20 protein-coding genes and 1 pseudogene are annotated in these 20,781 nt (G+C 57.6%); 11 read left to right on the top strand and 10 right to left on the bottom strand.

The window, feature by feature from the left end:
* Positions 1-167: 167 nt before the first annotated feature.
* The 3 genes and pseudogenes from BFL40_RS10195 to BFL40_RS10185 all read left to right on the top strand — a co-directional run bounded on the left by BFL40_RS10195 (position 168) and on the right by BFL40_RS10185 (position 2,132).
* On the top strand, positions 168-398 hold the full coding sequence (locus tag BFL40_RS10195; protein ID WP_071483860.1) for a hypothetical protein: 231 nt from the start codon (positions 168-170) through the stop codon (positions 396-398).
* A gap of 96 nt (positions 399-494) precedes the next feature.
* Positions 495-860: pseudogene (locus tag BFL40_RS10190) on the top strand (LysR substrate-binding domain-containing protein); the annotation flags it as partial.
* Positions 861-1,052: 192 nt separating this feature from the next.
* The gene (locus BFL40_RS10185; RefSeq protein ID WP_071483859.1) at positions 1,053-2,132 is read left to right on the top strand and encodes a DUF6161 domain-containing protein; all 1,080 of its coding nucleotides are present in this window, start codon (positions 1,053-1,055) and stop codon (positions 2,130-2,132) included.
* 16 nt (positions 2,133-2,148) lie between these two features.
* Here the strand turns inward: BFL40_RS10185 and BFL40_RS10180 are convergent, their stop codons facing one another.
* Positions 2,149-2,478, bottom strand: a complete 330-nt coding sequence (locus tag BFL40_RS10180; protein ID WP_071483858.1) for a DHCW motif cupin fold protein — start codon at positions 2,476-2,478, stop codon at positions 2,149-2,151.
* Between the two features lie 140 nt (positions 2,479-2,618).
* On the opposite strand from BFL40_RS10180, the gene BFL40_RS10175 reads away from it, so the two are divergent.
* Positions 2,619-3,104, top strand: coding sequence for an HIT family protein (locus BFL40_RS10175; RefSeq protein WP_071483857.1), 486 nt, complete (start codon positions 2,619-2,621; stop codon positions 3,102-3,104).
* A gap of 72 nt (positions 3,105-3,176) precedes the next feature.
* Here the strand turns inward: BFL40_RS10175 and BFL40_RS10170 are convergent, their stop codons facing one another.
* The 5 genes from BFL40_RS10170 to BFL40_RS10150 all read right to left on the bottom strand — a co-directional run bounded on the left by BFL40_RS10170 (position 3,177) and on the right by BFL40_RS10150 (position 8,999).
* The gene (locus tag BFL40_RS10170; protein WP_071483856.1) at positions 3,177-3,650 is read right to left on the bottom strand and encodes a GNAT family N-acetyltransferase; all 474 of its coding nucleotides are present in this window, start codon (positions 3,648-3,650) and stop codon (positions 3,177-3,179) included.
* 91 nt (positions 3,651-3,741) lie between these two features.
* Positions 3,742-5,232, bottom strand: coding sequence for an aldehyde dehydrogenase (locus tag BFL40_RS10165; protein ID WP_071483855.1), 1,491 nt, complete (start codon positions 5,230-5,232; stop codon positions 3,742-3,744).
* Positions 5,233-5,271: 39 nt separating this feature from the next.
* The gene (locus BFL40_RS10160; RefSeq protein WP_071483854.1) at positions 5,272-6,651 is read right to left on the bottom strand and encodes an APC family permease; all 1,380 of its coding nucleotides are present in this window, start codon (positions 6,649-6,651) and stop codon (positions 5,272-5,274) included.
* A 121-nt stretch (positions 6,652-6,772) separates the two neighbouring features.
* Positions 6,773-8,155 carry an aspartate aminotransferase family protein gene (locus tag BFL40_RS10155; RefSeq protein WP_071483853.1) on the bottom strand — a complete coding sequence of 461 codons (1,383 nt, stop codon included), beginning with the start codon at positions 8,153-8,155 and terminating at the stop codon, positions 6,773-6,775.
* Positions 8,156-8,201: 46 nt separating this feature from the next.
* Positions 8,202-8,999, bottom strand: a complete 798-nt coding sequence (locus BFL40_RS10150; RefSeq protein WP_071483852.1) for a helix-turn-helix domain-containing protein — start codon at positions 8,997-8,999, stop codon at positions 8,202-8,204.
* 195 nt (positions 9,000-9,194) lie between these two features.
* On the opposite strand from BFL40_RS10150, the gene BFL40_RS10145 reads away from it, so the two are divergent.
* The 4 genes from BFL40_RS10145 to argE are packed head-to-tail and all read left to right on the top strand — an operon-like array spanning position 9,195 to position 12,789.
* Positions 9,195-10,526: a flavin-containing monooxygenase gene (locus BFL40_RS10145; RefSeq protein WP_408003954.1), complete on the top strand. Its 1,332-nt coding sequence runs from the start codon at positions 9,195-9,197 to the stop codon at positions 10,524-10,526.
* 22 nt (positions 10,527-10,548) lie between these two features.
* The gene (locus BFL40_RS10140) at positions 10,549-10,959 is read left to right on the top strand and encodes a RidA family protein (RefSeq protein ID WP_058421954.1); all 411 of its coding nucleotides are present in this window, start codon (positions 10,549-10,551) and stop codon (positions 10,957-10,959) included.
* 10 nt (positions 10,960-10,969) lie between these two features.
* Positions 10,970-11,647 (top strand): DUF1028 domain-containing protein, encoded by a 678-nt coding sequence (locus BFL40_RS10135; protein ID WP_071483850.1) that lies wholly within the window; start codon positions 10,970-10,972, stop codon positions 11,645-11,647.
* The gene (argE, locus tag BFL40_RS10130) at positions 11,644-12,789 is read left to right on the top strand and encodes an acetylornithine deacetylase (RefSeq protein WP_071483849.1); all 1,146 of its coding nucleotides are present in this window, start codon (positions 11,644-11,646) and stop codon (positions 12,787-12,789) included. Before BFL40_RS10135 ends, argE begins: the two co-directional genes overlap by 4 nt.
* Positions 12,790-12,931: 142 nt before the next feature.
* Here the strand turns inward: argE and BFL40_RS10125 are convergent, their stop codons facing one another.
* Complete coding sequence (locus BFL40_RS10125) at positions 12,932-13,843, bottom strand: LysR substrate-binding domain-containing protein (protein WP_071483848.1); 912 nt, start codon at positions 13,841-13,843, stop codon at positions 12,932-12,934.
* 251 nt (positions 13,844-14,094) lie between these two features.
* Between BFL40_RS10125 and BFL40_RS10120 the strand changes: the two genes are divergently transcribed.
* A complete protein-coding gene (locus BFL40_RS10120; protein ID WP_071483847.1) occupies positions 14,095-15,510 on the top strand; it encodes a purine-cytosine permease family protein in 1,416 nt (471 codons plus the stop codon).
* A gap of 100 nt (positions 15,511-15,610) precedes the next feature.
* Here BFL40_RS10120 and BFL40_RS10115 read toward each other — a convergent pair whose 3' ends face one another.
* The 3 genes from BFL40_RS10115 to BFL40_RS10105 all read right to left on the bottom strand — a co-directional run bounded on the left by BFL40_RS10115 (position 15,611) and on the right by BFL40_RS10105 (position 18,114).
* The gene (locus BFL40_RS10115; protein ID WP_071483846.1) at positions 15,611-15,970 is read right to left on the bottom strand and encodes a hypothetical protein; all 360 of its coding nucleotides are present in this window, start codon (positions 15,968-15,970) and stop codon (positions 15,611-15,613) included.
* Complete coding sequence (locus BFL40_RS10110; RefSeq protein WP_071483845.1) at positions 15,970-16,944, bottom strand: hypothetical protein; 975 nt, start codon at positions 16,942-16,944, stop codon at positions 15,970-15,972. Before BFL40_RS10110 ends, BFL40_RS10115 begins: the two co-directional genes overlap by 1 nt.
* Before the next feature lie 276 nt (positions 16,945-17,220).
* Positions 17,221-18,114 (bottom strand): LysR family transcriptional regulator, encoded by an 894-nt coding sequence (locus BFL40_RS10105; RefSeq protein WP_174555568.1) that lies wholly within the window; start codon positions 18,112-18,114, stop codon positions 17,221-17,223.
* Between the two features lie 94 nt (positions 18,115-18,208).
* Here BFL40_RS10105 and BFL40_RS10100 point away from each other — a divergent pair, with 94 nt between their 5' ends.
* The gene (locus tag BFL40_RS10100; protein WP_071483843.1) at positions 18,209-19,375 is read left to right on the top strand and encodes an MFS transporter; all 1,167 of its coding nucleotides are present in this window, start codon (positions 18,209-18,211) and stop codon (positions 19,373-19,375) included.
* A 513-nt stretch (positions 19,376-19,888) separates the two neighbouring features.
* A complete protein-coding gene (locus BFL40_RS10095; protein ID WP_071483842.1) occupies positions 19,889-20,758 on the top strand; it encodes a hypothetical protein in 870 nt (289 codons plus the stop codon).
* Positions 20,759-20,781: the final 23 nt, after the last annotated feature.

Genomic DNA, 20,781 nt, shown 5'->3' with positions numbered 1-20,781 from the left:
ATCCCTCATACAACCCGCAACGCCATACATAAAACCTCTCACCTCTACACTTTGTATATATTTTCAATCTGCACCCTACCTCGCTAGCCTACGTGAGCCGGGCGCGCCCCTCTTTCGCCGTCCAGCCCAACAACTCTAAAAGCAAGCAACAGACAAACGGCGTGCGTATGAAAACTCAAAAAAGCCTGCTTCACCTGGCTGTGGCCTTCGCTCTCTTCAATAGTTTTGGCGCGCATGCGGCCAACACCGGCGAACTGCCCTGCACCACCACCGAACAATGCGCGGCTCAGGCGGCGAAAGTCGGCGCCACACCCGACAGCTCACAAACCGCACGCCAGGCCAAGGGCGACCCAGTGGTACGCGCCCCAGCAATGTGCTGCAGCTGGAAAAAATCATGACCGACAAAATCGGTCCCGAAGCCTCGCTGATCCACACCGGCCGCAGTTGCGTAGCCAGGTGCTAGCCTACAGCCAGCCCTCAATCCCACACCTCTGCGCCTGCTCAATAAGGATCCCGCCACGGCCATGCCACTTACGCCCCTTAAGAACGAAGGCCTCATCCTCGTACGCAGCCCCGGCGCGCCGGGCATGTACGCCAACCTTATCAAGGCCCGCCAGAACACCGGCTTCGAGCCAAAAATCGCCTTTGAAGTGGACCGTATACTGACCAACATCAGCCTGGTGGCGGGTGGCGAAGGCATCTCGGTGGTACCGGCATCAATGCGTAATGTGCACCGCGAAAGCGTGGTGTATTGCCGAATCAAGGACGCCCGCCCCAAGCTGCTGGCGCCGATTACGTTGGTGCGACGCACGTTCATTCCGTCAGCGCCGTTGCAGAATTCTGTTAAATCGGCGTGGTAGTTGGATGGGGTGTATCGAAAGGAGTGACCTCATCACCAATGCTTGGTGAACCTCGACATAACACACATACTCATGCCATTATTACGGCATCACTCATACTATAAACATGATAAAGCTATCTAGACTATATCGCTGCCCCTACAGAAATACGTCCAATTTTCTCTCTCACAAATAATTTTAGATTGGTCCGAAATGACAGACTATGAGCTAAGACCACTAATCGGCGAGCCTTTAGACTTTCCAGACAAACACGAACAAAAAACCTTCATAAAAAATGAAACAACTTTTTGGAAAAATTTCCTAAAGAACACTCATCCCTCTGAGATAAAAAACAGCCGAGCACATAACAACATACTTAAATCGATTCAACGATTGAGTTCTATCGCAGAAGACCATAGCGACTTCTCCTTTGAATATGAAGACGATGAAAAGCTTTCTGACATCTGGATCTATAGCAATTCCCCCGAAGCCATAAAGTGGGTAGAGCTGAATTTCACAAATCCATCTGTTGCCGAAGGCTTTTACGACGCCATTTTTTTCAATAAAAGTGATAATTTAACCACCTTCTCAGAATTATCAGGATATCTGGCTGCTTACGAATTTAGGATTACCTCTCAAACGTCCTTCACAAGCAGAGCAGCTTCTGAAAGAGAAGCACTTTGTAGAAATCATGCGACTTCATCCAAGACAAAATTCCGACTAGTCAAACAAGCCAGAAAAAAAATTAATGACTTTTCAGAATGGCAATATGAGCAACAAGCAGCTTGGACCCAAAGACTGGAAACACTTGAATTTACTTATCAAGAAAAGCTACGCCTAGAAGGCCCCGCTAAATATTGGGCAAAAAAAGCCGGCGAACATGAAGTACGTGGATACGTGTGGGCATCTATCCTTGGGGCCGTACTATTTTTTTCGATTGTCGCGCTATGGGTCTCGTTCAACCTTTGGTTAAGTGGTGATCATAAAAAAATAAATCTCAGCCACGTAGAAGGAGCGCTTATTTTCGTCGCCTTGCTTTCTACACTGGCATTTACCGTTAGATCGCTATCAAAACTTGCGTTTAGCGCATTTCATCTTCAGCGGGATGCCGAAGAGCGGGAACAGCTTACACACCTGTACCTCACGCTCAGCAAAGATACCCAAGTTGACGACGAGTCTAGGAAGATCATTTTACAATCATTGTTTAGTCGATCAGAAACGGGACTAATTTCCAACGAGTCAGGACCGACCATGCCGGGTTTGACTGATTTACTATCTGCGATAAAAAAGTAAACTCTCGTCGATAAGCTCAATCCACAATAAACAGCTTCGCCCCAACGCCCGTCGACGAACGATGCCCTTCCATGTCATTGCCCACCTGGTAACTCATCCCGGCCGTCAGCGTGAACTGGCGGCCGTCCTCCAGTTCCGTGTGCAACTCCCCTTCCAGGCACAGCAGAATGTGCCCCCGCCAACACCAGTGATCCGCCAGGTAGCCGGGGGTGTACTCCACCATTCGCACACGGGTGGTACCGAAATGGCAAGTGCGCCACAAGGCATTACCGGTTTCGCCGGGATGGACCACGGCGTCGAGAGTGGACCAGTCGGTGGTGCCGAACGGGACAGCGGTGAGATCCATGGCGTGCTCAGTCGTCAGTTAACGTGGCTTGAGCCTATCCAGCCGATGCCGTGCGCGACAGACACAGATCATCTGCATTTGTGGGATACAGGCACCCGTGCTTGGTATCCTGCCCGCCCCGCTCTCATGGACGCGTGCTTATGCAGATCGACCCCGCTTTCATCCTTCACGAAACCGAGCACTGGCGGCTGAACCACCACCTGGCCTCGGCATTGCCGGGCTACCTGATGCTGGGTGCCAAAGCGCCTATTCATTCCCTCGCCGACATGCCGGAAGCGGCGCTGACAGAGTTAGGCGGATTGCTGGCCAAGGTGCAGCGGGTGATGGAGGCGCAGCTCAACCCCAAATGGCTGTACATCAGCCGCTACGGGCACATGCCGGGCTTCCCGCTGCACTTTCATTTCATCCCGGTGTATGACTGGGTGGAACACGCGTTTTGGCAGGATGAGCGTTATCGAGTGCTGCAACGTTTTGGCGTGCAGGATCAAGGGCAGGCGCTGACGGATGGGGCTGAGCTGACGCTGTTTGTGTGGCGCGAGTTTGGGGAGAACCCTGTGCCGCCGGCAATTCAAGGGGATTCGGTTAATCAGGTCATCGAGCGGCTGCGCACACATTTCCAGACCTGATAAAAATCCATCGTAGGAGCTGTCGAGCCTTGGCGAGGCTCGACAGCTCCCACAGGGGTTTCTCTGTGTTATTTAAATCGTGAATAGTCGCTTTTTCATTGGGATGCACGCCAGCTCCAACCCCGACGGCGAGTGATAGACCGCCTGCTCATCGCCCACATACCCAGACGCCCTGTAGAAACTCGCCGCGTTCAACGTCGCGTCCAGCACCACTTCCTCGATCGCCAATTCCCGCGCAACATTTTCCAGGTGATCCAGCATCGCCTTGCCATACCCGCGCCCAGTGAACTCAGGCAATACAAACAGCGCCCCCACCTCATTGTTATCGAGGTCAAGCATGCCGGTGGCGACCGGCTCGCCGTTCACCCAACCCAGGTAAAACGGTTTATCCATTAACGCGTTGTAGCCGTCGTCAGCGCTGCCGCGTGTCCAGAGCGCCATTTGTTCGGCCGTGTAGGCACCGATGCATTGGCTGCGAATGGCTTCGCGGCGGATGTCAAAAGCGGCGTTGGCGTCGTGGGATGTGGCCCGTTTGATGTCGAGCATTGAGTCCTCCTTTTCATGTGTTTTCATTGCCCTCGCAGGTGAATGAATAACGGTCGCGCACTTATGAATACACGACCGGACGATAGCTGAATTACCGCAGCTGAAACCAGGTGGTTTTCAACTGCGTGTACTTGTCAAAAGCATGCAGCGACAGATCACGACCAAACCCGGACTGCTTGCCGCCACCAAAGGGAACCGAAACATCCAGAGCGTCGATGGTGTTGACCGAAACCGTACCGGCATTCAGGGCACGGGCAACACGGTGCGCACGATTGAGGTCATCACTCCATACCGACGCCGCCAGGCCGTAGATACTGTCATTGGCTTGCTGTATCGCCTCCTCTTCAGTGTCAAAGGCGCTGACGGCGAGCACTGGGCCGAACACTTCATCACGTAAGAGAGCCATGTCGTGGGCCACACCGCCAAAGATGGTCGGTTGAATGAAGTTTGATGAGCCATTGATGATCAACTGTTCACCACCGGACAACAAGCTGGCGCCCTCACCTTGTGCCTGACTGATGGCTTTCATGATACGAGCGGTTTGCTCATTGTCGACGATTGCACCGGCAGCGCTGCCGGGGTTCAGAGGATCGCCCGGCATCCAGGCCCGGGACTTGGCAATCAGGCGCTCAACAAAATCATCATGGATGGAGCGCTGCACGTACAAACGGGAGTTGGCCGAGCACACCTCGCCCTGGTTGAAAAAAATGCCGAAGGCCGCCTTCTCAGCGGCGAGGTCCAGGTCAAGACAGTCGTCGAACACCAGGTTCGGGCTCTTGCCACCACACTCCAGCCACACCTGCTTCAAATTGGACTGAGCGGAATACTGCATAAAGTACTTGCCGACCTGAGTGGAACCGGTGAACACCAGGCAATCCACGTCCGGGTGCAGCCCCAGGGCCTTGCCGGCACTTTCGCCCAGGCCAGGCACCACATTCAACACGCCTTCCGGGATGCCCGCTTCCAGGGCAAGCTGAGCCAGGCGCAGGGCAGAAAACGGCGATTGCTCGGCGGGTTTCAACACCACGCTGTTACCGGCAGCCAACGCCGGCGCCAGCTTCCAGGCGGCCATATCGAGTGGGAAGTTCCACGGCACCACCGCTGCAATCACACCCAGTGCTTCGCGGGTGATGGTCGCCAGCGCATTGTGAGCAGTGGGCGCAACTTGATCATAGAGCTTGTCCAGGGCTTCGCCGTACCAGGCAAAAACATGGGCTGCGCCGGGCACATCAACGTTGTAGGCATCCATCACCGGCTTGCCCATGTTCAACGAATCGAGCAGCGCCAGTTCTTCGCGGTGGGTCATCAGTAACTCGGAGAGCCTGATCAGGATTTTCTTGCGCTCCACTGGCGACATCCGCCGCCAAGGGCCGGTGTCGAAGGCCTGGCGTGCACTGCGCACCGCCAGGTCAACCTCGTGTTCACCACAGGCCGCAACACGCGCAAGCAGCTGATTCGTGGCGGGGTTGATGGCATCGAAGGTGGCCCCGGACACCGCGCTCACAGACCGGCCACCGATCAAGGCGGTGTCAATGAACGTCTGGCGGGCAACACGCTGTTGCCAATAGTTAAGATCGAACACGGTGTACTCCCAATGAATGTCGATGGATAAGCCGGTGTTTCATTCCGCTATCTGTAATTCAGGCATCTTCACGCTCAACCCGCGCGTAATGCCCAGCAAACAAATGAGCCCAAGCCCCATCCAACACAGACCGATCGTGAAGGACAGGCCCGACAGGCTGGTCCACAGCCAGATCGTGCTGAGAAACCCCAGGGCCGGCAACGCGGCGTACAGCAGGTAGTTGCGGGGGCCACGCAACTTCTGGTCAACCAGGTAATGCTTGATCACCGCCAGGTTCACTGCCGAGAACGCGAACAGCGCACCGAAGCTGATCATGTTGGCCACGGTATCCAGGCTGATAAACAGGGCAATCAGCGAAAACAGACTGACCAGCACGATCGCCGTGGCCGGCACGCGTTTCTTGGTCACCAGCTTGCCGAGTACCCGGGGCAGCGCACCGTCACGGCCCATCGCAAACAGCACCCGCGACACACTGGCTTGGGAGACCATCGCCGAGGCGAAACAACCCGCTACGTAAGTCGCGGTAAAGGCCGTCACCAGTAGCTCGCCGCCCACGCGACGCATGACGTCTACCGACGCGGAGTCCGGGTCGGCAAAGCTGTTCCATTCAGGGAAAACCATTTGCGCGAAATACGAAACGAGCAAGAACAGCAGGCCGCCGGACAGCGACACCACCATGATGGCAAGCGGGATGGTCCGTCGCGGGTTGGGCGTTTCCTCGGCCATGGTCGACACGGCATCGAAGCCCAGAAAGGACAAACACAGTACCGCGGCACCCGCCATGATCAACGGCGTGCTGAAACCTTCATGGTGAAAGGGCGCAAACAGCGACACAGGCGTGGACTGCTCGCTGAGGTTGTGCACCGATAACGCCACGAACACCACAATGAACACCAACTGGGCCACGATGAGTATCCAGTTGACCCGAGTGATGGACTCGATGCCGACCAGGTTAAGCGTAGTCACCAGGGCAATGGAGCCGAGTACCCACACGGCGGTCGGCACTGCCGGGAAATATTCGGACAGGTAGATACCGATCAGCAAATAACTGAGCAGCGGCAAAAAGATGTAGTCGAGCAACAAGGTCCATCCGGCGATAAAACCGAAATACGCGCCAAACGCCTTGCGGGTATAGGAGTAAACCGAACCGGAAAAGGGATGTGCCTGGACCATGCGCCCATAGCTGTAGGCGGTCAGCAACATTGCGGCAAGGGTCAGCAGGTAGGCGGTCGGCAAGTGGCCCTTGGTCATTTGGGTCACCAGCCCATAGGTGGTAAACACCGCCAGCGGCACCATGTACGCCAGGCCGAACAGCACCAGCCCGACAAGGCCCAGCGGCTGGCGAAAGCGGCGGGATGAAGCGGTTTTGGAGGCGCAATGATGGGAGGGACTATCGGCCACGTTTGTTATTGTATTCATGGGTGACTCCTGGAAATCGGCATGCAGGGCGTCGCGGCATTCGAGGCTATCGATGCCGTGCAAGCGCTGCCTGAGGGAGGTTGCTCGCCACCCCCGGGTTCAGGGTGGCGAGCAGGTCACGTCACAGTTTTCCCGCGATCCGTGCGGTGCGATCGACCGCGATGCGGGTCTTCTCAACCAGCTCGTCGAGTTCCGCACGCGTGGCCACCAGCGCCGGCGCCATGATCATGCGGCCCAGCGTCGAGCGAATGATCACGCCCTCTTCAAAGCCGAAGGTGCGGCACTGCCAGGCCAGATCGCTTTCATTGTCGAAGCGTTTGCGCGTGGCCTTGTCCTCGACAAACTGCATGGCCGCGAGCAGGCCCGTGCCCTGGATCTCGCCGATCATCGGGTGATTGCCAAATACCTCCCGCAGGATTTTCTGCAAATACGGTCCGGTGTCGTCCTTCACCTGGCGCACGATACCTTCATCGCGCAGCGCCTTGAGGTTGGCCAGCGCCACCGCCGCCGCGACCGGGTGGCCGGAATAGGTCAACCCGTGGGCGAACACGCCACCGCGTTCCACCAACGCATCGGCCATGCGCTTGCTCAACACCAGGCCGCCCATCGGCAGATAACCGGACGTCAGCCCCTTGGCGATCGACAGGGTATCCGGCTGGAAACCGAAGTGCTGATGGGCGAACCATTCGCCGGTACGGCCAAAGCCACCAATCACCTCATCGGCGCACAACAGCACGTCGTATTGGCGGCAAATGCGCTGGATTTCAGGCCAGTAACTTTCCGGCGGGAAAATCATGCCGCCAGCGCCCTGGAACGGCTCGGCGATAAAGCCCGCTACGTTTTCAGCGCCCAGTTCAAGAATTTTTTCTTCCAACTGCTGGGCGCAGCGACGACCGAATTCGGCAGGCGTCAGCTCACCGCCATGGGCGTACCAATAGGGCTCATCAATGTGCGCAACGTCAGGAATCAGGCCGCCCATCTCGTGCATGAACTTCATGCCACCCAACGCAGAAGCCGCCAGGGTGGAGCCGTGATAGCCGTTCCAGCGGCCGATCATGATCTTCTTCTGCGGCTGGCCGACCACTTGCCAGTAGCGGCGAACGGTACGGATCAACACCTCGTTCGCCTCGGAGCCGGAGTTGGTGTAGATCACGTGACTGTAGTGACCCGGCAACAGACTGAACAGCAGCTCCGACAGCTCGATCACCGCCGGATGGGTGGTGTGAAAGAACATGTTGTAGTACGCCAACTGATCCATCTGCGCCGCAGCGGCGGCGGTCAAATCCTTGCGGCCATACCCCAGTTGGGTGCACCACAGGCCCGACATGCCGTCCAGGTAACGCTTGCCTTCGCTGTCCCACAGGTACAGGCCGTTACCGCGCACCATCACACGCGGACCTTCGGCATTCAGCGCCTTTTGATCCACAAACGCATGGATGTGGTGCGCCGCATCAGACGCCTGATAATCCTCGGTGCGACGGTTCAGCTGGGCGGGTAAATTCATGGTTTTTCTCTCTTATTAGTCGTGACGCAAGGGCGAGCAACGCCGCTCAGCGGTTCTTGCTCATGTAACTTTCAAGGGGGTCTTTACTCAGCACACCCTGGGCTTCGGCCAGCGAGTCGATAAACAAGGCAAACAGTTCCGATTGCGCGCCGATATCGAGCTTGGTGTAGATGTGCTTGCGGTGGGACTTGATCGTGTCTTCCGACACGTCAAGGCGCTCGGCCAACGAGCGGGTGGAATGGCCACGCAGGATCAATTGGGCGATCCGGCATTCACGCTCGGTCAATATCGATGAGCCGAAGTTGTTGAGCGCCAAGTGAATGCGCTGTTCCAGCACGTTTTCAAAGCGCGCACCGTGGGCATCCAGGCCAACGAAATGCTTGCCCAGCACCGCCAGCACCCAAGGCGCTATGCACTTGAATTGCTGGGTGGTGGCAACATCGAGCTTTTGCGTAAAGGCCAGTGACACCGCCAGGCTCGACCCGTTGCCCGACTGCAGGATGTAGTTCAGTTCATCCTCCAGGTGGGAGTGCCGGTAGAACGACTGGAAGTACTCGCTGAGTTCGAAGTGATCGGGGGCCACGTCTGCCAGGTCGTAACATCCTGAACTGACGCCCTCCACACACGCGCCGTAAAAGGGGTCGAGCACATAGAAGCCGGACAAGTACTGGCGCACATTGCCTTGTGGCAGCCACGGCCCATCCAACTCGAACAACGCACTGGGCATGCCGCCGCGCGGGTACCAATACAGCGTCGTAGCCTGAATCGGCTGGATATGGCCGAGGGCCTCGAACAAGGTGGCAGCGAAACCCGCTTGCCCGAGACTCTCGGTTACCCGGGCCATCTGTTCGAACCATTGCGCAGAAGAAAGCCGGTCGTTTTCCACTTCAAAGACTCGCTGAAAGAACTGCAGGGATGGTCACACACCTGCCCCTTCATCGAAATCACCCGATAGGGTGAGCTTGCATTCGATATTTATGCTCACTTCCCAACTTAATAATATTTTATTAAAAACCGCCCTCCCCCTAGCCTTGAAGTCATGCCCAAGCTGAATCCAACTGCATTACGCAAGGATAGAGACATGACTGAAGCAATAACAAAAATAGACACGCTGGTGGTGGGTGCCGGTCAGGCTGGCGTGGCCATGAGTGAACACCTGAGCAAACAAGGCGTGCCGCATTTGGTGCTGGAGCGCAGCCGTATCGCCGAGCGCTGGCGCACCGGGCGTTGGGATTCGCTGGTCGCCAATGGCCCGGCCTGGCATGACCGCTTTCCTGGCCTGGAATTCAATGACGTGGCTGCCGATGGCTTCGCGCCCAAAGAGCGCGTCGCGGATTACTTCGAAGCCTATGCGCGCAAATTCAATGCGCCGATTCGTACCGGCGTGGACGTCACCTCCGTGGTGCGCAACGTCGGCCGCCCAGGCTTCACCGTACACACCAGCGAAGGCGTGATCGAAGCCAACCGCGTAGTGGCGGCGACCGGACCATTCCAGAAGCCGGTGATTCCAGCAATTGCGCCGAAAGACACCGCGCTGCATCAGATCCACTCCGCCGACTACCGCAACCCCGCGCAACTGCCGGCTGGCGCCGTGCTGGTAGTCGGTGCCGGTTCTTCCGGCGTACAGATTGCCGATGAACTGCAACGCTCCGGTCGCCAGGTGTACCTGTCGGTCGGCGCCCATGACCGCCCGCCGCGTGCCTATCGCAACCGCGACTTCTGCTGGTGGTTGGGGGTGTTGGGCGAGTGGGACCAAGCGGCGATGAAGCCCGGCCGTGAGCACGTGACCATTGCGGTGAGCGGTGCCCATGGCGGCAAAACCATCGATTTCCGTGAGCTGGCCCAACAAGGCATGACCCTGGTGGGTTTGACTCAAGCCTTCAACGGCAGCGTCGCCAGCTTCCAACCGAACCTGGTGGAAAACCTCGCGCGTGGCGATGAGAACTACCTGGCCCTGCTGGATGCGGCAGACGCCTATATCGAACGCAACGGTGTGGACCTGCCCCTGGAGCCCGAAGCCCGTCGCGTGTTCCCGGACGCTGACTGCGTGAAAAACCCGATCCTGGAACTGGACCTGGCAGCCGCCGGCATCACCTCGATCATCTGGGCCACCGGCTTTGCCGTGGACTACAGCTGGATGAAGGTCGATGCGTTCGACGCCGCCGGCAAGCCGCAGCACCAGCGTGGCGTGGCCAGCGAAGCCGGGATCTACTTCCTCGGTTTGCCGTGGCAGTCGCGCCGTGGCTCGTCGTTTATCTGGGGTGTGTGGCACGACGCCAAATACGTGGCCGACCATATCGCCATCCAGCGCCAATACCTCGAATACCGCGAAGCCGCCCCGGTAACTCGCCCATCCCCTGTCAGCGCCTGATCACTTTTTCGGAGTTTTTTTGATGCCTACTCACACTCGCATCCGCATGTTCAACACCAAAGAAACCTACCCCAACCAGAGCCTGGACAACGACCTGTGCCAGGCCGTGCGTGCCGGTAATACCGTGTATGTACGCGGCCAAGTAGGTACAGATTTCGACGGCAAGCTGATTGGCCTCGGCGACCCGCGCGCCCAGGCCGAGCAGGCGATGAAAAACGTCAAGCAACTGCTTGAGGAAGCCGGTTCCGACCTGTCGCACATCGTCAAAACCACCACCTACCTGATCGACCCGCGCTACCGCGAGCCGGTGTACCAGGAAGTCGGCAAGTGGCTCAAAGGTGTGTTCCCGATCTCCACCGGGCTGGTGGTGTCGGCCCTGGGCCAGCCGCAGTGGCTGATGGAAATTGATGTGATCGCGGTAATCCCGGAATAAGGAGCCACCCATGACCTTTTCAATCGTCGCCCGTTGCGCGGACACCGGCCAGTTGGGCATCGCCATCAGCTCATCGAGCATCGCGGTGGGCGCCCGTTGCCCGTGGCTACGGCCTGGTGTGGGCGCGGTCTCGACCCAGAACATCACGCTGCCGGCCTTGGGGCCGGACGTACTCGACTGGCTGGAACAAGGCCTCGCCCCTGCCGCCGCCGTCGACAAGGCCCTGACGAGCAACGGCTACAGCCAATACCGGCAACTGACGGCGATTGATCACCTGGGCCGCACCGTGCATTTCAGCGGCAGCGAAACCCTCGGCACCCATAACGCCGTGTCGGGCGAACAGTGCGTGGCCGCGGGCAATATGCTCGCCGACCGCGCGGTAATCGAGGCAATGGTCACGGCGTTCGAACAGGGCGAAGGCCAGTTGGCGGATCGACTGTTGGCCGCCATGCACGCCGCCATCGCCGCCGGTGGCGAAGCGGGCCCGGTGCACTCTGCCGCCATGGTGGTGGTCGGCGAACTGACCTGGCCGATCATCAACCTGCGGGTGGATTGGGCCGATGAGAACCCGATCGGCGAGTTGCAAACACTCTGGGACGCCTACCGCCCACAAGTGCAGGACTACATCGACCGCGCCCTCGCCCCCGACCGCTCCCCCGGCTACGGCGTGGCCGGAGACGACCGATGAGCCACAGCCGCGAATTGCTGCAAACGCTGGTGGGGTTTGACACCACCAGCCGCGAGTCCAACCTGCAGTTGATCGAGTTTGTGCGCGATTACCTGGCGGATTTCGGCGTGACCAGCGAGCTGGTCTACAACGAAGAACGCAGCAAGGCCAACCTGTTTGCCAGCATCGGCCCGGTGGAGTTGCCGGGCATTGCGCTGTCGGGGCATACCGACGTGGTGCCGGTGGATGGACAGCCGTGGACGGTGCCGCCGTTTGAATTGACCGAGCGCGACGGCAAGCTGTTTGGCCGGGGCACTGCCGACATGAAGGGCTACATAGCCTGCGTGCTGGCGTTGGTGCCGGCGCTGGTCAAGGCACCGTTACGGATACCGGTGCACATCGCTTTGTCTTACGACGAGGAAGTCGGTTGCCTGGGCGTGCGTTCGTTGCTCGAGGTGCTGGAACAGCGGCCGGTGAAGCCAATGTTGTGCATCATTGGCGAGCCAACCGAACTCAAGCCAGTGCTCGGTCACAAGGGCAAGCTGGCGATGCGCTGTGACGTGCATGGCGAGGCATGCCATTCGGCGTACGCGCCGTATGGGGTGAATGCCATCGAACATGCGGCGGAGTTGATTGGTGAGTTGGGCCGGATTGGGCAACGGCTAAAGGAGAAGCAAGACCCCCGGTTTGATCCGCCGTTCAGTACCGTGCAAACCGGTGTCATTACCGGCGGCAAGGCGCTGAACATCGTGCCCGCCGATTGCCGATTTGATTTTGAAATTCGCGCATTACCGTCGCAAGACCCGGGTGAAGTGGCAGAGGAATTACAAGCCTATGCCATGCAACAAGTGCTGCCGCGCATGCAGGCCGTCAGTCGTCAGAGCGCGATTCGGTTTACCGAGTTGTCGGCGTATCCGGGGTTGGTTACCGATGAGCGCAGCCAGGCGGCGGAGCTGATTGCCGCGTTTTCCGGCTCGCGGGAATTTGGCACGGTGGCGTTTGGTACCGAGGGTGGGTTGTTTGATGCGGTGGGCATTCCCACGGTGGTGTGCGGGCCTGGGAGTATGGACCAGGGGCACAAGCCGGATGAGTTTGTGAGGGTTGAGCAGCTCAAAGGCTGTGATCAAATGCTGCAGCGCATGCTGGACTCAATCCGCCGCTGATGATCGTTCCCACGCTCTGCGTGGGAATGCCGCCTGGGACGCTCCGCGTCCCGAAAATGCCAAGAAACTTCAGCCGTGCGCACGTGTGACGCAGAGCGTCACGGAATGCATTCCCACGCGGGAGCGTGGGAACGATCAGTGGTTAGCCAAGGAGTCGTGCGAGCTCTTCGCGGCAGTAGTCGACGAACAACTGCACCGGCTTGGTCAGCGGCGCCCGCCGCAACCAGACCGCCGACAAACCCGAACCCGTGACCGTTTCCGCCAACGGCACACACACCACCTTCTGCCCATCATAGGTGTACTCCGTAAACGGCTTGGTCACCAAAATCGAAAAGCCAAACCCCCTTCCCACCATCCCCCGCACCATCTCAATCGACGGCGAGCTGAACACAATATTCGGCGTCAGCCCACGCTCTTCAAAGATGCTCACGAAATACGTGCGGCTCGGCAACACGTCCAGCAAAATCATCGGTTCCAGCACCAAATCCGCCAGCGACACCTTGGCCTGCTGCGCAAACCGGTGATCCGCCGGCAACAGCGCGTACGGCTGCTGCGGCGGCATCAGCGGCGTGGTCTCAATGGTGCCGCCCAGGTCATGCTCAAACAGCATCGCCATATCGATGCTGCCCGCCGTCAGCGCCTGCACCAGCTCTTGCTGCTCACCATCGCGAATACGGATTTCCACCCCCGGCCAGCGCGCCTTGAAACCTGCGATCAAGCGCGGCAGGTACAGCGGCGCCACCGTTTCAAAGCAGCCGATATCGATCTGCCCCGCCACCACATCATTGTCCGCCAGGGCGTTTTGTTCGAATTCATGGGCCACCCGCAGCAGCTCCAAGGCCTTGCGATAAAACCGAGCGCCGCTGGGGGTGAGTGAAACGCCTTGGGCGTGATGGCGGATAAACAACTGCACGCCAAAGCTGTCTTCCAGCTGTTTGATCGCGGTGGAAACCGACGGCTGCGCGATATACAGCTTGCGCGAAGCCTCGGCAACGCTGCCGCACTCGGCCGTGGTGACAAAATATCTGAGTTGGCGCAGGTTATAGGCAGCCATCGGGACCTCCAAAAACGTGGGGATTTCGCCCCAAATACGTGCAAGAAAAAGCCACTTTTTTCGGTGAATCAACTGCATGCAACATACCGGAGCACAAATCGACTCGAGATACTTTTTTTAAGGTCTATAGCAACAAACTTACTAATTTACCTCCCCGCCCCCTTTGCAGATGATCACTCCAACAACAAAGCGTCGCCCACGCGCCGCACAGCGAAGTACGTCAACGTACTCACCTTGCCTTGGAGCTCGTCATGGTTACCACTGCAACATCCTCCGCCCCGCTCATCGAAAAACACACGATAGGATACGTGCCCCCGGATGATCGCCATGGAAAGGTAAGAGACCTGTTCACCCTGTGGTTCGGCGGCAACATCGCGCCGTTGCCGATCGTTACCGGTGCGCTGGGCGTGCAACTGTTCCACCTGAACCTGGTGTGGGGCATCGTCGCCATCCTCGTCGGCCACTTGGTCGGCGGCGTGCTGATGGCGTTGCACTCGGCCCAAGGCCCACAGATGGGCATCCCGCAAATGATCCAGAGCCGCGCGCAGTTCGGCTCACTCGGCGCACTGCTGGTGGTGATCATCGCCGGCGTCATGTACATCGGCTTCTTCGCCTCCAACATCGTGCTCGCGGGTAAATCCCTGCACGGCGTGGTCGACAGCGTGCCCGTGCCGGTCGGCATCGTCGTCGGGGCCATCGGTTCCGGGATCATCGGCATCATCGGCTACCGCTTTATCCACGTGCTCAACCGCATCGGCACCTGGGTACTCGGCGCCGGCATCGTGCTGGGCTTCGGCTACATCTTCACCCACGTACAGACCACGGACTTCCTGACACGCGGCAGCTTCAACATCTCCGGCTGGCTCGCCACCGTGTCCCTGGCCGCGTTGTGGCAAATCGCATTCGCGCCCTACGTCTCCGACTACTCGCGCTACCTGCCCGCCGACGTGCGCGTCGCCTCCACCTTCTGGACCACCTACCTGGGCTCCGTCCTCGGCTCCAGCCTGGCCTTCATCTTCGGCGCCGTCGCCGTCCTCGCCACCCCGGTCGGCATGGACACCATGGACGCCGTCAAACTCGCCACCGGCGCCATCGGCCCGCTGATGCTCGTGCTGTTTTTGCTCAGCGTGATCAGCCACAACGCCCTCAACCTCTACGGCGCGGTGCTGTCGATCATCACCCTGGTACAGACTTTCGCCTACCGCTGGATTCCCACCGCCAAAAGCCGCGCGGTGATCTCCACCTTGGTACTGGCCGCCTGCGCGATTGCCGCCGTGTTCGCCTCCAAAGACTTTATCGGCCACTTCGTCGACATGGTGCTGGTGTTGCTGGTGGTACTGGTGCCGTGGACGGCGATCAACCTGATCGACTTCTATGCGATCCACAAAGGTAAATACGACATCGCGTCGATCTTCCGCGTGGACGGTGGGATTTACGGCAAGTACAACCCGCAGGCGCTGCTGGCGTATGCGATCGGGATTGCGGTGCAGATTCCGTTCATGAACACGCCGCTGTATGTGGGGCCGATTTCGGCACACATCAATGGCGCGGATTTGTCCTGGGTGGTGGGGTTGGTGGTGACGTCACCGTTGTATTTCTGGTTGGCAAGTCGGGACAGTGCTTATAAGCGCCGGATGGACGGGGGGAAGTTGGTGAGTGGGGTTTGAGCTGACTGCCTGCTGTGATTTGATCCTGATGTTTTGAACCACCCATATCCTGGTTTTGCGGCCGGGGTATGGGTGGTTTTCCAGTTTTTGGGTGGGCGCTTTAGTTTTCTATAAAGAACCAGCTGATAGCCATACCTATGATTGAGACAACCGCGACGAGTGGCGGCATGACCATCCAGAATTTGAGATGTCGTGGGATTTTTTCGACATCCTCAACCTGTACCAAATCACGCCACTGAAGCACTTTGGGGATAAGAATGATGATAGCCATGGTGACTACACGCACTTGCCGCCCCTCAAAATGAGCGTTACGAAAAATGTGCCTGTATCCGGCTACATAGTCGCTGTGTTGCAGGTAGCGCTCTGCGGCATCGAGTTTTTTGAACATCACGTAAAAAGTGAGCGGGATGCTGAGTAGCATGAGGATGAGGGAACACATGCCCAGATATAGCCAGACCATTAATGACTCACCGTCTTATAGAGAAACTTGCCTGCGCTTTCCCCCAGTCCGCTTCCGAGTGCCCCCAGGGCGAACCCACCTGCTGCACCGCCTACGATTGCACAGGCCAAGGCCCCAGCACCCGCTGTAGGTATGCCAAAAACAACCGCACAGGCGCTGATACCAAGACCAGCCCCAACGCTCCCGCCAACTGCTGCACCGGTCACTCCAGCTACCAACTTACCGCCTTCAACATACTTCGCCTGCGTGCACTCTTGCTCACGCCCTGTGGAGCACGCCTGCGTTATCTCCAGCGCCGTCGCCCCAACATCCAGCGCTATACCAATGTAAGTCCCCGTATTCAACAGCTGCGAAGCCTTGGCTAATCGCTTGACCCGCTCCTCATACCCACGAATTTCTCCATGGTGCCAATAGCTTCTACTGGAAATCCCCAACATCTTTTTAATCGACCCTTCGTTTCTCAACCCCGTACCAAAGCGTGCCATGCCCGAGATTTGGCTGTCCAACGCGGCAAACAACGCTCTACGCTTAACCAGAAACTCCTCCCTCGCCGCCGTGGTGCCCTTCCTCAAGTACTGCTTATGCAAATCCTCGATTTCCATAAGGGTCTTCTCGACTTGCGCCAGATGCTTGCTCCAAGCACTGCTGGCACTGCCAATGCCAACAGACGAATAGGACAAAATAGCCTGCAACTGATCATAGTTTTTGACCAGGAACTGGTCGGTTGAGGAGTACGCCAACAGGGCAAGCTTAATATTCAGCGCCGAGCGCATCAGCTGTGCCTCTTCAGCGGTACAAGCGGCGGTTCGGCTGTCGCCAATGATCACCAACTGCCCCGGCAACACCAGCGTATTGCGGATGTGCTGGTTGAGGGTGTCGAATTTTGTGTGAGTACGTGGATCAAGCGCCAGGCTCAGTTTGAGCAGTGGGTAAGGCTGGGGTCGTTCATTGATAAATGCGTAGGGTCCCTGCATGCGTGCACCTCCAAGTGACTGAGGCGCACGACTATAAAAAGGCGCTACAGCGGAGGTAAGACGCGTATAGGGGTGGTTTTAACGATTCAGAAATGGACTACTTCAGTCTAAGTGCATGCCTACGCACTGGACGTTCCGGGGTGTTTCATTGGCATCATCATTGAGGAACTAACGCCAGACACCCACCTAACGGCTTCCGATTGCGTCAGTCAGGAAGGCCACGCCACTGGAAGCACCCAACATTGCGTGCCTGAAAGAACCAGCAAACTCCCCCGCCTACATCCGATGATGTTCCAACAAAAAGTCCACAAACAACCGCACCCGCGCCGGCATTGTCGGCCCACCTACAAACACCGCATGAATCGGTTCCCGGTCGCCGGGGTTCCAGGCTTGCAACAGCGGTATCAGATCGCCGCGTCGCAGGTCCTCGCTTACGGTGAACTCGCCGATGCGCGCAATGCCGGCACCGACTCGCGCAAATTGTGCGAGCGCTTCACCACTGCTGCATTCGATGTTACCGCTGACCTTCAGGGAAAACGCTTTGCCGTCGCGAATAAACGGCCAGTTGGGTTCGGCACGTCGGAAGTTGAAGCGAAGGCAGTTGTGCCGTAGCAAGTCTTCCGGTGCGTGGGGGGTGCCATGGCGCTGTAGATACTCGGGCGATGCCACCACCACCTGGCCGGTGTCGCCGAGCCTGCGCGCGGTCAGCGGGCTGTCGGGCAAATAGCCAAAGCGTATCGCAACGTCGGCCTGGCCGCCGAGAATGTCGACCACTTCGTCGCCAAGGGTGAGGTCGACGACGATGTTCGGGTAGCGCTCGCTGAAGGCTGCCACCAAGGGCACGATGGACAGACGCCCATGGCCAAGGGCGGCGCTGACCCGCAATCGGCCCCTGGGTACGCCCTGATCGGCGATGGCCTCTTCCACTTCATCCATGTCAGCCAGGATGCGCCGCGCACCGCGCAAAAAAGCTTCGCCCTCGGCGGTGAAGGTGATCGCGCGGGTGGTGCGCAACAGCAGCCGGGTGCCAAGGCGTTGTTCGGCACGCGCGATGATCCGACTGACCGCCGAAGGCGTGAGCCCCAGTGCACGCGCGGCAGCCGACAGGCTGCCTTCCTGCGCCACGGTGGCGAACACGAGCATTTCACCTGATCGACCGTTGAAGTCCACTTGTGCCTCTTACGCAAAGGTGATTGCCAAAAATGCTATCTACCGCCTTAAAACGCTTGATCGTAGCATTGGCGGCATAGATAAGGAGCCTTTCATGCGTATTAATCCACCCCTTGTTGCACTCGCCATGGGTGCCTTTGGCATCGGCGTTACCGAGTTCGCTCCCATGGGCATGTTGCCGGGCATCGCTGCCGATCTCGGCGTTTCGATTCCCGCTGCGGGCTTGTTGGTCAGTGCTTACGCCTTGGGCGTACTGCTTGGCGCACCGCTGATGACCCTGACCACCGGCAGGATTCCCCGGCGCTATCTGCTGATCGGGCTCATGGCGATTTTCACCCTGGGTAATCTGATGTCAGCCCTGGCGACCGATTACTACAGCCTCATGATCGCCAGGGTGGTGACCTCACTCAACCACGGAGCGTTCTTTGGCGTTGGCTCCATCGTCGCCGCCAGCGTGGTTGCCCCTGAAAAACGTGCCGGGGCGGTTGCGGCAATGTTTATGGGCCTTACCCTCGCGACCATTGGCGGTGTACCGCTGGCCGCCTGGTTTGGCGAACTGTTCGGCTGGCGCAGCGCCTTCTGGGGCATTACCGGCCTCGGCGTAGTGGCGATGGCCGCGTTGTGGTTCGCCCTGCCCAACCTGAAGGCGCCGCAAAACGTCAGTGTGATGGACGAAATTCGCGTACTGGGCCGTGGCCCGGTGCTGGCGGCGTTGGCCCTCACCGTCGTCGGCTCGGGAGCGATGTTCACCGTCTTCACCTACATCGCGCCGATCCTCAGCAGCGAGACCCACGCGTCCAGCGCCTACATCACCGCCATGCTGGTGCTGTTCGGCGTGGGGCTGACACTGGGCAACATGTGGGGCGGCAAAGCCGCCGACCGCTCGATAGACCGCACCCTGATCGTTTCGCTGAGCGTGCTGATCCTGGTCTTGCTGGCCTTCACCGTCCTCATGCGCTGGCCCCTGCCCGCCGCCGTTGCCATCCTGATATGGGGTATCGCCAGCTTCGCCTTGGTGCCGCCGCTACAGATGCGCGTCATGGAAGCGGCCAAGGACGCGCCCAACCTGGCCTCGGCGGTGAATATTGGGGCGTTTAACTTTGGCAACGCGATTGGTGCGGCGCTGGGGGGCGCGGTGATCAATGCGGGGCTGGGTTATCCGGCGATTTCCCTGGCCGGGGCGGCGATGGCTGGGTTGGGGTTGTTGATGGTGTTGGGGTTTGCGTGGCGGTCGAGGATGGTTGCGGCGGCAGTGGTGTGAGGGTGGTGTGACAAAAAGGGACGGTTCTATTTTTAATCGAATAGATCCGTCCCATTTTTGCTTCAACCTGTCCTGAATCTTGCCAGAACGTTGAAAACGCTTGGGTACTACTAGTTACCTGCGGCAGCAGTGTTGATTTATTCGCCTCCGATTTTGATGGCTTCGTTTTCACACACTCTCGGCCAAAAGCAGCTAATCAATGAGGGTAGTCTCCGATTAGAATTCGATGCGCTCATGATAGCTATTACAGTTGCGCGCAGTCATAGGCAGTGCGGACTATAGCGGACATTAGTAATGTAGGACGTAAACGCCTAACGCGGCCATATATTTGCCGATGCCTCTACGTTAGACACGTTTCAATCATCTCGATTACCATGTATAGCTTATGCCCGAGCACCGGGAATTCTGAAGCAGTCAATTCAAGCGGCCGCCCTGCCATTCCAAGAGACACCACCTAGGTAGGGACGGAGTACTTTTTACTAGTAGCATCACTAATAAACGGATGTTTGGTTTATGCATAAAAGAGACGATGCCTTTTCAATCACGATTAATGACCCCGACTTGATTGATGAGTCCGCAATAATAACGATGGAAAACATTAATGATGCATTGCTTTTAATTTTCAAAGAGAACAGCATCTACAAACTGTTAACCGCTGACTCAACTGACCCACAAAAAACCCAGCCAGATACCGGACACACATATGAAAAAATAGCAGCTATTGGTGCTGCCTCTCCCTATGTAGCCCGGGTTTTTCTTCAGTTCAAACGGATTATTGATCAAGTTTTTCCGGAGAACCCCATAAAGCCGAAGCTTCTGGAGCAAGTTTGGAGTCTAAACGAGCAACTACTGCTCTGCGCACAGTTTGAGTCTAATATTCGTGAGCAGCTTGATGACGTTATGCAAAAATGTGACATCATCATTGAACAGAACAAGTCCAATCGCGCCATCCCGCCGCTTGTCAAAGTTAAAAATCTAGAAAGTGATGCAAAATCTTTCCTTTTGGTCGGAAAACAGTTCCTAATAGATTGCTTTAAACTATTAAGCCTGCTTACGGGTTTGCCATTGGGAGCCCGAGACGAGGCGCATTTCGATAAACATATAAAATGGCTGGAGCAGCATCGCCCTACTTTAAATAAATTATCTTCAGTCCTCGGCAATGACCTACCTTGGATTCGAAGATTATCGGAGTGCCGGAATGCAATTGAGCACCCTGGGCCAGGCCAATCTCTTACGATAGAAAATACAAGGCTTCACCCAGGTAACAAATTCTCGCTCCCGACTTGGAGCTACGATCTTACAAACAAAATAAACGTACAAGAATCCTCTATCTCCATTCACCAAGAGCTTGATGCTTATTTAAATAACATGCTTTATTTTTAGAGGAGATTCTTCTCTTCTGTATT

Source organism: Pseudomonas costantinii (assembly GCF_001870435.1).
Lineage (GTDB): Bacteria > Pseudomonadota > Gammaproteobacteria > Pseudomonadales > Pseudomonadaceae > Aquipseudomonas > Aquipseudomonas costantinii.
This window is presented reverse-complemented; position numbering and strand designations above follow the sequence as displayed.